The following is a 13521-nucleotide window of genomic DNA, read 5'->3' on the forward strand; positions in this document are numbered from 1 at the left end:
CAGAAAAACGATACATTTGTTCACTGTCATTCTGAGAGCTTGCTCGAAGAATCTCATTTTTTTAATAAAGATGAGATCCTTCACTATCGTTCAGGATGACTATATGTCATTAACATAAATAGAAAAGTCTCCTGTCCCTGTTAAAGAACCTAATCATTATTTTTTTGTTCTTCTATAAACTTCAGTATTCCTGAACCAACAGGCGGACATCCCTTGCAAAATGGCATTCCGTTTCCTGATTGACCGGCACAGTTACCAACAAGCACCAGACACTCCTTAAGAAGATCTTCAGCCTCCAGGTCTTTCCCTGTAGCTAAAACAAGTCTGTTGTTATCATCAAATTTGCTGCCATGATTTTTAATAAAAGCCATAATTGTTGCACTGCAGGCACTGCATGTACCCTTCTCAATGACATCAATATATGGATAGAGATTTGAAAGTCTTGTCATATCAGCAGTTTGAAACTTCTTTGAATACTTAAGGTAATCTTCAGGCTCTGCCAGAATTTCCTCATATGATGACGTGCCGCATCTTTCCTGAACAATATTCACATGAGAAACTGAAGCAGGTTCCATTCCCATCAGAGACATTCCTACGTAGTCTGCAGCTGTAGGGTCCTTGCTTGCGACAACCAGATCCAGATTTATTGTGTTTCCTACTGCCGGTCCAAAGCCCTCCATGCAAGTAGTACCATCCAATACCACGTAATCCGGAAGAAGCACTGTTGACATGTCACCAATTCCTATATCAAGACACTTTCCCTTCTCTGGCTGTGGATTGGGCTTATCAATCCTGTGCAGAATTGTTTTTTCCATACGATAAAGGCAGCCTTTCATGTTTTTGATTCCCAGGGTCGCACCGGTATACATATGAGTTTTGATTACGGGTATTGATACAACATAATCCATTTGAAATGGCAATGAGCTGAAGCGCAGTTTGTCAACCATTATCCCGTTCTCAATTTCCTTGGTAACAGGAGGATAATCATCCAGGTTTACAAAGTCAACATTCTCCTCAATACAAACATTGGTGATTCCAGCCATCTCCATAGCCTCATGGACATCTACACCCCAGAGCGCACCGTCTCCAACAAGTATTTCACCTGCATCCTGATCCTTAAAGAAGCGTATAACTCCCCTGATAACTTCAGGAGATGTGCACAGTGCTGTATTGGCCTTCCCCTTTCTTCCTGCATTAGGCTTGAGAAGAATTTTTTTACCCTTAGCATCGTCAACAAATACTCTCTTAATGGCATCATATGCCATCTGTGCCGGTTCATAGCCGTGTTTTATAGAAACCAGCTGCTTCATGTCATCACACCCTTGCTGAATAAAATTTATTTTAAAACGCCTGCTTCTTTGTAATATCTTGCCGCTCCATCGTGTAACGGAATGTCAGCCAGGTTTTTAACAGCATCCTCAATCTTAATATTCTTGATTGCATTATGCGTGCCTTTCAAGGATTCTATATTTTCCCACAACACCTTTGTCATTTCATATACTTTATCTTCAGGCACGCTCTCATCCACAAATATTGTAATAACTATGCTTGTTGTCACAACATCCTCAGTCTGTCCCTCATAAGTTCCAGCAGGTATGATATCTCTGTTGTACCATGGATATTCGTTTGTGAGCTTTTCTATAACATCTTCATCCAGTGATATGAGTTTACCTCCTGCAGTCGCACAAATTTCAGTTACTGCAGATGTGGGGATACCGGATTGAATCCAAGCGCCGTCAAGCTGCTTGTTTCTTATAAGGTCAATAGCTTCAGTAAAACTTACAAACTGAGCATTAAAATCATCAGGATAATTAACTCCTGCTGCTGAAAGATGGATTTTAGTCTCAACTTCTGGTGTACTTCCAGGTGCGCCTGGTGCAAAAACCTTTCCTTTAATATCTTTTAATGTTTCAATACCTGAATCTCCAGATACAACAACCTGATTGTAGTTTGAATAAAGGGCTGTAAGAATTCTCATTCCTTCGTATTGTTTGCCTTCAAATACACCTTTTCCGTTTTTTTGATCGCTGAGTATGCTGGTTACAGCAACACCTATCTGAGCTTCACCTGTTGCCACAAGTCCAAGATTCTGTACACCGCCGTTTGATGCTTCCGCTGAAACAGTTAAACCTTCTATTTTTTCACTCCACAGGTTAGCAATTGCTGCACCTATGGGATAAATTGCCCCGGATGTAGACGCCGTAGGAAATTTAAGGTAGACATTTTCTTCTTTACCTGATGAGCTGCTGCAGCCCACAAGAAGGCTAAGAACCATAGCCAGTGTTAAAATTAATGCAACTGATTTTTTCATTTCTCTTCTCCTTGAAATATAATTTTTTTGTCATTTTTATTCGTATATAGCTGATAAAGAGTAATCAGAACAACCATGGCAGCACCAACAATATCTGTACCGCTGCCTGGATGAATCATCAAGAGCCCTACTGCTATAAAAATAATTCTTTCAATATAACCGCTTTTTCTTAAGTACCAGCCCTGAGTTCCTGCAGACAGGAATATTATCCCAACTGCTGCTCCTATTATGGCAATTGCAATCTGGAATGTTCCTGTACCTTCAGGTGCTACCCCCAATAGAAGAATGGGGTTGAGCAAGAAAAAGAAAGGCAGAAGGAATCCGGACAGTCCCACCATACAAGCTAAAATTCCTGTTTTGGTAAAATCTGATTTTGCAATACCTGAAGCCACATAAACAGACATAGCCACAGGAGGTGTTATATTTGACAAAGATGCATACATAAGACAAAATAAATGTGCCGGAATAGGCAGTGAACCAACCTGAATCATGACAGGTACAGCAACAGCTGTAACTATTACATAAGCAGCTATGCCCGGAACACCCATACCTAGTATTATACTCATGATTGCAACCATAACCCCTGCCTTCAGAAGTTCCCCCGGTCCTACAACCCTGAGCATTATATAACCAAATTTAAGTCCAAGTCCCGTAAGTGATACAGTACCTACAATGAGTCCTATGATAACACAGCTTACACCTACGCTTATAACCCCTCTGACACCGTCTTCGCAAGCCTTAATTATAGTCTTGAGGCCCATTCTGGTATGCTTTCTCAAGTAGCTTGCCCCTACTGTAACAAATATTGATACAACACAGGCGAATAAAGGTGTATATCCCATACCCATAAACGCTAGAAGCGATACCAGCGGTGCAATGAGGTGTCCGTCATTTTTCAGAACCTTTAGTGCATTAGGGATATTTTCCTTGTCTATGCCCTTAAGCCCAAGTTTCTTTGCTTCAAAATGAACTGCCATAAGCATTCCAAAGTAGTACAGCACAGCCGGTACAGCTGCTGCCATGGCAACAACTGAGTATGATTCTCCTGTGAACTCAGCCATAAGGAAAGCAACTGCTCCCATAACAGGAGGAAGGAACTGTCCTCCTGTTGAAGCTGCAGCTTCGACTGCTCCCGCAAACTCAGCCTTATAGCCTGTATCCTTCATCATAGGTATTGTTATTATTCCAGTGGTTGCAACATTGGCAACAGCCGAGCCATTTATCATCCCCATTAGGCCGGAAACTACCACAGATACTTTTGCAGGTCCTCCTGCAGATCTTCCAACCATGGCAAGTGAAATATTGTTTGCCAGACGGCTGAACCCGCTTAAGTTTAAGAATGCTCCAAAAACAATAAATACAAATATGTATGTTGCTGAAACTCCTATTCCGCTGCCGAATATACCCTGACTGCCCCAAAACATATGTCCTATGATTCTGGGCAATGAAAATCCTCCGTGCCCTAAGGTTCCAGGTACCATTCTTCCAATAAAGTTATATGCCAGAAATATTGCCGAAAGCCAAACAAGTCCTCCTGTTGCTCTTTTTGCTGCAAAAAAAACCAAAATGATTGCAATTAAACCAATAATATTTTCAAAATCAGATACAAATCCACCGGTCAAAGCTATTCTGTTGTAATTTAGAACAAAATATGTAAACACAAAAAATGTAAGACCTATCAATATAAAATCAAATATGGATGGTTTGCTTCTCTTTCTATTTTCTTTCATGGCTGATGGGTAAAGTAAAAAGCAAAACACCAGCAAAATGGCTGCATGGATTGCCCTAAAGGTTATGGCCTCAATGGTACCAATGGTTGTGTAATATAGCTGGAATACAACCCACAGTACTGAAAGTACAGTGATAATATTTTTCCATGGTCCATGATAGTCCCTTACTCTGCTTTCGGTATCTACTTTCTCCACCAGCTGCTTCGCTTCCATATCCAGTTGTTCTTTTTCCTCATGAACTAATTCATCAAGAGAATCTATGCAGTTGTCTTCCGTTTTTTTGTTTTCATCCTTTTTCAAGTAACCACCTCCGTGTTTTATTCATGCATTTGTATTTTAATAATTATAACCGCTAATTGGCATTTATGACATTATAACATAAAAGTCAGTGAAATCAAGCACTTATATAAATGGTATAATTTACCTTTTGCTATTTTGTATTTATAAAATGCATATATTATACCTTATGTTGCTTTATTGAAGACAAGGTATGTTTCATGCGTCTCCTACTGATTAAGTAATAAAACATTAAATTAACTATACAATTAACTATATGAAGTTTAGGATGTGATGAGATGAATAAAAAAGGTGTATCAACTTTAAAAGTTGCAGCTACATATATAGGGACTGTTGTTGGAGCAGGATTTGCTACCGGTCAGGAACTGCTTCAATTTTTTTCAAAATTCGGCGCAATGGGATTGGTTGGACTATTTATTTCAACAGTAATGTTTATAGTATATGGTTATATTATTATGGACTTAGGTAAAAAGCTCAACGCCCGTTCTCATGTTGAGATAATTTTATATTTAAGCGGGAACCAAATTGGAAAAGTAATTGATTACATAATAACCATATTCTTGTTCGGATCATTTTCTGCAATGATAGCAGGAACCGGTGCATTATTTACCCAGCAGCTAAATTTACCAGGAGTCATGGGCAATATATTAATGGCAGTTCTTACAGCATTAACAGTATTGACAGGAATAAACGGTGTTATAAACTCTATAAGTTTTGTTGTTCCGTTTTTATTGGCAGCTGTTATAGGCACCAGTGTTTTTTCAATAATGAACACTTCTCCTGACATTGCTCATGCAGCAATAAATACAGGAGAATACGGATTAATGAACAATTGGTTTTTGGCTGCCGTGTTGTACGTTTCCTATAATACTATTCTTTCAGTTGCAGTGTTAGGCCCTCTTGGAGCATCAGCTCAAAATAAAAAAGCCATCCGAAACGGCTCAATATTAGGCGGCTTAGGGCTTGGTATGGGATCTGTAATGATTTATTTTGCTTTGTCAGGAAGTGCCAGTGAAATCGCAGGGCTCGAAGTTCCCATGATTTATGTGGCAGGCAAGATTTCATATTTTGCTCAAATAATATACGCATTGGTTCTTACAGCAGAAGTTTATACAACCTCAGTTGGTGCCCTATATGGATTTGTAGCCCGCATCACTGATATTCAAAAAAATCCTGTCAATGGCAGAATTGTTGTTGCAGTAACAACTGTTGCTGCACTTCTGGCAAGCCAGTTCGGATTCTCCAACCTGGTAAAATATTTGTATCCTGTGAGGGTTACTGCGGCATAATACTTTTGGTATGTCTAGCATATACCACATTTAGCAAGTGACAAGGGGCTGCCTCACTTTGAGACAGCCCTTTTTTAGTTGCTTATTTCAATACCATGTCGATGAATCTCATGAGTATTGCCGAAACTTCTGCACGTGTTGCATTTCCTCCAGGATTTAGAAGTTTGCCTGGCAATCCTGTAATCAAACCCTTTTCCACAGCCCAGGACATAGGATCTAGAGCATACCCGGAAATTTTATCTTGATCATTGAAATCTGTTATGCTTCCTTTGCTGCTTGTATCTAATCCTAAGTATATCGCGTATCTGTAAAGTATTGTTGCCAGTTGTTCTCTAGTTATGCTGTCATGGGGACCGAATATGCCTTCGCTGTATCCGCTGACTATATTATTGGAAGCTGCCCATGAAACTGCATCTGAATACCATTGTTCTTCTGAGATATCAGTGAAAACTACATCTCTTTTATTTTGCAGTCCGTCCAGTCTGTGAAGTACTGTAACAAGCATCGCACGGTTCATTTTCATATCCGGCGAGAAATTATTTTCTCCAGTACCCATGAACAGATTATGAGATGTAATGAAGTTGATTTGTTCTTCTCCCCAGTGCCCTGAAATGTCACCAAAGCTCTGAATATTATTTATCACCTCATACTTGCCTCCTGCCGGTGCTATGAAAGCAAACAATCCGTTGCTGAATATGGACCATGGCACAACTTTTTTGCTGCCGAATCTGTCAATATATGAAACAACCCATCCATATCCGGATATAGCCATTTCATCAGGCACTATATCATTAACATCATCGCCGTCTGTTAAAGCTCCTTTAGGAATTATTATCCTGAATCCATTACCTTCAATTACTATGCTGAGTGTTTTGTTAAGCTCAATTAATTTTATGTTTGTTTCTTCAGAGATAATATTTTTTTCATCTGTGAGAGTCACCAGCACTTTTCCTCCTGCAAACTGTAAATCTTCAATGAGTATTTCATTTGGCAGAAGCACTGCACCTCCTCCGCCACCTCCCATGAAGCCGTCAGAAGATTTTTCGAAGACCGCTGATACAGATACGTCTGCAGCAACCATCACAAACTTATTGGCAGTTACATCAATTTTCTTTGTCTCAGTGCCTGACATGTAGCTAACAGACCATTCAGAGAAATTATAACCGCTGGACGGAGCTGCTGATAATGTGATTACTTCGCCCTCTACTGCATTGTTTACGCAATTTATAGTGCCGTAGTTTGCAAAAGCTGTAATTTGATAAATTTTCTTTGTTTCTGCTGTGATTGTTGTATCACTTGTAATTGAACCAATCACCATGTTCCAGCTTCCGTTTTTATCCCCTGGCTGAATCAACTCTGACACAGTGCTGCCAGCTGCATTTAATCCAGTTATGCGATAACCGCTGTCGGGATTAACTATAAATGTTCCCGTTGCCTTATCCCATGGATTTCCCTCTGGTGTCTTGAAGTTATAATTTTCTGTTATTACTGCATTAGGGCTTATCTTTGTGACTGTATGATATGTGATAGGAACAAAATTTACAACTATGGAAGAATTTTCACCCAGAGCAAAGCTCAGTACATTTTCAATAAGATTTCCACCGTATTTGTTTTGAATAATTTTGTTGTTCACAGTCCAGCTTTCAACTTTGTACCCGTCAGCTGGCTTGGCTGTGAACATTAATTTACTTCCTCCTCCCAAATCTGAATTTCCTGAAACAAAGCTGATTCCGTCTGAAGTTGCAGTGATTATCTGTCCCATGGCAGGATCATTAACCCCGTAATCAACCTTGTAATATGCTTTGGACTTAAAATCAACCTTAATTTCATGAACTTTGTCTATGTTTTCAATCAGGTATTCTTTTTCAGGTGTGTTCAAGACAACTCCGTCTATATACCACTTATCAACCATGTAAGTATCATCCGGTTTAGCAATAATTTTCAAACTATCACCTTTATATACTTCAACTGTATTGTTCAAAACATCCTTTTCAGAACCGTTGTTAAGGACGTAGCATAGTTTTCCGTGTGTACCGCCAGAATTAACTTCTGCATTTATCACATATTTTGTATTGTCAATGAAAACAGCTTCAACATTTACATTTGCTCCCAATGCATCAATGTTCAACACAGGGTTAATATAAACAGTAGTTTTTTCTTCCGGCGTTGATGGCCAAAGAGTAACTCTCCATTCCTTGAAGATGTACTTGTAGGCCGGCTCTGCTGAAAATACAAGTTTTGAGCCTCCCTCGATGCCAGTCAGTTTATCCGGAAGTGTTTTCGCTCCATTAACTGTTATTGATACCTTATTATTTGCAAATGCAGGTTCTGTGAGTTTGAACCCAACATTGTAGGACAGATTTTCTGTTTCCACATCAATTCTTGTATCCTTCAGCATAATAAATGAATAGCTGCTGCCTGTAGATAATGTATCAACATAATCTTTTTTCCATGTGGCATTTGACTTAACCTGGTACCCAACCTTTGGCTCAACAGTCACCTGTGTATCTCCAACCACTAAAGCACCGCTATTGACATATTTCTTTTCCATCGGGGTATTACTTTTTTCGTCATGGTCATACATGTAATATGCTGTCAGATTATCTCCCAATGTCAATTTATAGCTGTCTCGTTCAAAGATGGCATACAACATTGTAGGGTAGTCTCCCATGGTAAAACTGTAAGTTTGATCGAATATGTCTGTTGTAAGTCCGCCGTAAACCTTCTGCCATTTTACAAAGTGATAGAGATTTGCAGTAGGCACAGCTGTAAATATTATGTTGGCATTCTTTGATACCTTTGCACCATTTGTAAAGTATTTGTCATTCCATGTAACTGTTCCGCCTTCAGGAGGGCTCGCATTTACTGTGAGGGTGTTATCCGGAATCATATACTCAACTATAATTTCAATTGGCTCATCCTTCATTGTATATGAGAATGTATTGCCACCTGTTTGAGTTTTCACTGTATTTCCTGCTTCTGAAATTACTCTTGCTGTCCATTGTTTTACTGCATACCCGCTGTAAGGTCTTGCGAGAATTGTCAGCGATGTACCTGCTCCATAAGTTGATGATACTACCTGCGGAGAAATTATTTCTAGTGTTCCTGCTGTTCGTCCTTCCACCGGTATTGAAGTAAGCTTAACTTCATATTTTGTGCCTGTAATTATGTATGTGTCAGTCACAAATGTTATATTGTAATTAGCACAGGTTGATTTTTCTAAATCTGTCTGGTTTGAAACCGGAGCTCCCGTTGCTTTGTAGCTTCCAGGCGGAGTTTTCATTGCAATAGTCTGAGTTACTGTTTTGCCGTTAATAATTGAAGTAACGCTGTAGCTTGTATTGCCCATGGTAACTTCATTGCCTGCTGTGTTGGTATACCTAATGTACAAACCCAAGTCAGCCAATGTTTCACTAAAGGCAAGTGAAGAACCTTCAGCCAGTGAAAGTACCGGTAAATGCTGTTCCACTTCTCCTGTAGCAGATGTTTTTTCACCAAAAAGTTTAATTGCAACTGGTTTTTGCATTACGGTAAATTCTCTTGTTGCCAGAATATCACCGCTTAAAATTTCTATTGCAAGCATCCTGTAGCTTCCTACAGCCGGAGAGTCAAATAAACCTGTTGTGTTACCACATAAATCTGTCCATGTTCCGTTCTCTCCATTTTTCATTATTTTAAAGCTTATACCATCAGAGACCACATTACCCTTTGTAGCTCCGTCAACTCTAGTATAATGTATCAATTCTCCATTAATTATATCACCATACATAAATGTTGTTTCTGCCTTACCTGACTTAGTCAGACCTAATCTGTATCCTTCTTGTCCTGCAAGCATTGGTATTGCCTTTTCATCTTTTACTGAAAGAGTTTTAAAAACCCTGCTTCCGCTGTAATCGGCCGTTACTTCATATACACCTTCAGGAAGAGCTGTTGCTACGGATAAACCTGCTGAATTTTTAATACTTCCGTCAAGAACAGCTGTAGAATATCTGGTTTCACTAGTTTTAAGCTCGACAGTGTAGCTCTTTGCATAATTTGCTCCGTTAATATTAAATACAACATTTCCGGTAGGAGCTGCACGGTGGTTCATATTTGCTGATTCCAGTGTCAGTGATATTACAGGAATATTTGATGCATCCACACCTGCTGTAAATCCTCCAACATCGGAAACTATGGGCTCTCTCTTGCTGTACAAAGCATTAAAGCTTTCTGTATATGAGGAAATATAGTATCTATCACCTCTCGAAGAATCATAGTAAATCACATTGGTTCTGCATCTGTAGGTACCTTCATCTGATTCCCCTGAGCCTGAGAATGTTATGTAGCTTGAATTTTTGCCCAGAATATCTGTCCATTTGCCGTTTACAACCTTCTGCCACTGATAGTTGACTCCCTCAGGATAATCAGCTCTGTTGGCAACTATGGTGTATACTGTATTTGTAGAATCCGGGAAAATATTAAGTGATCGTTCATTTTCTGCAGTATTGAATCCAGGATCGGTTGTGCTGTAAAGAGAAAGCTCTGGATATCCCACATCTGATTTTGTTCTGAATGTCTCCACTTCGCTCTTGATGCTTCTAACAGGAACGTAGGAACGAACAGTCTGTATCTGATAACTGTAATCTGAATAAGGTGACAGCCCCGAATCAATGAATTCAAAGTACCATTTGCCTGTGTTGCTGTCATACTCTCCGTCCTTCATGCTTACGAATGGGAGCTCATAGCTTCCCGAACCTTCAGGGAATTCATAGTAACGGTAAATCTGGAATCCTGAAACAACCTTATCGTAGCTCCATCTTAAGGCTATTTGTGTATCAGTTGTTTTTTCAATATCCTGCTCGAAATCTTCTGGCAAAGGTGAAGGGGCAGAAACATCTGTTACAAGGTATGACACTACAGGAAACTCCACTTCTCCGTTGGAATATTTGTAGTAGAACACCTTCCATACATGGTAGTATCCAAATTCTTCGGCTTCCGAAGGCATGCTCTGCAATGATCCTGAGAAAGTGCTTCCTTCTGTAGAAACCATGACATAGCCTGCTCCTATTTCACCGCCAACGGTGAAGCCGGTTACTACACCGCCCAGTCCTGCACCGGATTTGTAATCCATGCCCACTGACAATTCAAAACTGTTTTCCCATTCAGAGGTCATTTCAATTTCCTGTTTAATACTGGTTCCACCTTCGGTAGAAGTGTATCCCACAGCTGACCAGTCTCCGTCATATACTACAGCATCATTGTAGCCATCAGCGCTGGATGGATAACTGGAAGGTTCTCCAAGTGTATGGCTGAGTATGGTTTTGTCAACAGGTTGTAATATATTAAAGTTCTCTGCAATCATATTGTATTTTTCCACTGGCATAACAGTAACTGCTGCTATGTGAGGTACATTGACGGACATTACCTGAGTTACAAATTCGCCTGTTTCACTGTCAAGCATAGTTGCTTCATATTCATATATTTCCATTGGTATGGAATAAAGTGCTACTGTGTCTTCTCCCGGTGTTGTCTGGAACTCAATAGTCTGGTTAAGCTCAGTTGCATATTTTGTTTCCCATGTAAATTCAGCATGAAAAGCGAGCTCAGCCTCAACCGATCCAATTTTAACTCCAAATACTGAAATATCCTGTTCCATGCTGGCATATACTCCGGCATTTATTGAAGCATGGCCTATGACACCATCTGATCCACCTTCACTGCTGGAATAAGATGTTTCTGACTCTCCATAGCTTCCTGATAAGTCATCCCTTCCCAAAAGATCTTTGAAGTATGGCGGTGAAGCAAGAACTGCCAAAACCTTTGGATCTGTATACCTGAAATAGTGGACACCTGTATATTTAAGAACTGATGTGTCTAAATCTGTGTTTGGAAGACACAGTGATGTGGAGTGATCAACATTTAGACGGCTTGTAAAAGTTGAACTTTTGTTGTAGTCAATAGCATTGAAATAAGTTGCGGCTGGCACATCTACAGTGTGTACAGTTCCATATAATATGTAGCGTATCCAGTCTAAAAAATTCGAAGGTTCTATAGCCTTAATCTGAGGAAGTTCACACTGCATGTTGAACAATGTGTCATATCCTAAACCAATCATGTCTCCTGACTGAGCGCCATATTCAGCAAAATCCGTTGAAGCACCTGTTTTTCGATCAAGAACCCCTGTAAGCGAAAGGCCGTCATCACCGTAAGTAAACTGAAGGCTGTCAAAATACAACATTGCCGGTTCACTCAGCCCTCTTGATATAACTGCCATATTAGATACACAATAAGGCTTTGACAAAAACTTGTAGCTGCCGCTTATACCAAGATTAGCATATTTATATGTGGTTGTACCTCCTGAAGTAGATTTTTCATAAAGATCGTAGTTGTTGGCCATAGTCTGCTTGAAAGATGTGCCATCCCAATTATAGACTGCAATAAATCTGGAGTTCAGATTATTTATTTCTATGTCAGAATTAAGCTGCCCTCCAAGAATCAACTGGCCACTGCCGTCACCTATTACATCACCATATGTAAAGGCTGCACGAACTATATCAGTATCTCCGTATCTCAGCGGGAATGTAGTACTATGCTGAAGCATTGAACTTTCAGAACCGAAAAGAACAGCTGCAGTTCCGCCTTTCTTGGCATTAGGACCGTAATAATATCCCCATGCTATTGCAAGGTCATCAACACCATCCTCATTGAAGTCTTCTGATGTTAAGGATACCATGTTTGACACATAATCTACCTCACTGAGAGAATATGTCCAAATAGCTTCCCAATTTAAAGGATTTCCGAAATACTCAAGACTGTCGGAGCTTAGGCTCTTTGTTTTAAGCTTGTAGATTTCTATGCGAGAATTTCCTTTGGACGGTACAAAAACAGCAACTTCATCTGTTCCGTCATTGTCGTAATCCCCTGCAGACACTTTCAGATAATTTTGCATTAAGTATGGGTTGTTTGCAAAATCTTCACTTATAGGTTTAGGGCCGTCTCCTCCTCCATTTCCTATGTACTGGGAAGGACTGAGTATTACCTTTGGTGCTCCGAAGTATCCATATGTTGAATCCAAACTGTCGCTGTACTCTCCAAATGACAGATACAGTCCACCGTCAGGAGCAAGCTTGTTTGTACTTACCATAGCAACCTGAGCCTCTTGTCCATCTTCGTTTCCATTGAAGTTTCCTCTTGCTGTAGATGAAGCTGCAACAACTGAAAGATCCACCGGCTCCAATACTGTAATTGAAGATGATGTTGTGGTTGTTATTGCAGAAGGACTTGTATGCGTTGTTTCTATAGTAATGTTCTGCACATCTTCAGTACCCATAGAGGTTTTTATCAGTTCTTTTTTGTTGGTTGCAAATATGCCTGCAACATTTCCACCCTTTGTCTTATAACCGTCACCGTACAATGTAGAGTTAATGTAATAAGTTGTCATTGTGCTTTCTGTGGTTGTTGTTATTGTGGCATCATCATCTTCATTGTTAGGAATACCAGTTATTGTTGATGATGTTGTTGTGGCTGCCAACGTTTCCTTTGTTGAGCCGGTTAAAAGAACCTCGCTGACCATGTTGACAGTTACATGGTCCCTGCCATAGGGATTTGATGTGCTGGTAGGGTCAAAGCCCTCCGGTGCTTCCTCCGTATCAATTCCCAATGCATTAAGTGCGTTCATTTCTGCAGTACCTGTTACTTCCTCCGCTGCTGCGGGTACAGAGGATATGGGTATCAGCGTTATAATCATTAATGCACACAGCATCAGGCTGATCCGTCTTTTAGCATTTTTTGTCATAATTCTCCTCCTTCTTGAAAATATATTTGACTAAAAATATAATGCTATATGAAAATTAACTCTTAAACTTGTGCATGAAATCTGCCTGTAAGTGCATATTATTTTGTTAACGTTTTCTTA

At 39.8% G+C, this 13521-nt stretch carries 5 protein-coding genes; 1 reads left to right on the forward strand and 4 read right to left on the reverse strand.

The genetic code is table 11. The features are described from left to right. Positions 1 to 149 precede the first annotated feature (149 nt). From BN358_RS19970 to BN358_RS19980, 3 genes are read right to left on the reverse strand one after another with little or no spacing between them, the layout of a single operon-like run. Positions 150 to 1310 (reverse strand): DUF362 domain-containing protein, encoded by a 1161-nt coding sequence (locus BN358_RS19970; RefSeq protein WP_019230310.1) that lies wholly within the window; start codon positions 1308 to 1310, stop codon positions 150 to 152. A gap of 26 nt (positions 1311 to 1336) precedes the next feature. After that, entirely contained in the window at positions 1337 to 2311 is a 975-nt protein-coding gene (locus BN358_RS19975; RefSeq protein WP_019230311.1) for a TAXI family TRAP transporter solute-binding subunit, read from the reverse strand. Next, complete coding sequence (locus BN358_RS19980) at positions 2308 to 4341, reverse strand: TRAP transporter permease (protein WP_019230312.1); 2034 nt, start codon at positions 4339 to 4341, stop codon at positions 2308 to 2310. The genes BN358_RS19975 and BN358_RS19980 overlap by 4 nt, the downstream gene beginning before the upstream one ends. A gap of 275 nt (positions 4342 to 4616) precedes the next feature. Here BN358_RS19980 and BN358_RS19985 point away from each other — a divergent pair, with 275 nt between their 5' ends. Continuing rightward, complete coding sequence (locus BN358_RS19985; RefSeq protein ID WP_019230313.1) at positions 4617 to 5627, forward strand: hypothetical protein; 1011 nt, start codon at positions 4617 to 4619, stop codon at positions 5625 to 5627. An 82-nt stretch (positions 5628 to 5709) separates the two neighbouring features. Here the strand turns inward: BN358_RS19985 and BN358_RS19990 are convergent, their stop codons facing one another. Beyond that, positions 5710 to 13401 carry an S-layer homology domain-containing protein gene (locus BN358_RS19990; RefSeq protein ID WP_019230314.1) on the reverse strand — a complete coding sequence of 2564 codons (7692 nt, stop codon included), beginning with the start codon at positions 13399 to 13401 and terminating at the stop codon, positions 5710 to 5712. Between the last annotated feature and the right edge of the window lie 120 nt (positions 13402 to 13521).

It is taken from the genome of Sedimentibacter sp. B4, from assembly GCF_000309315.1.
GTDB classification, from domain to species: Bacteria; Bacillota; Clostridia; order Tissierellales; family Sedimentibacteraceae; genus Sedimentibacter; species Sedimentibacter saalensis.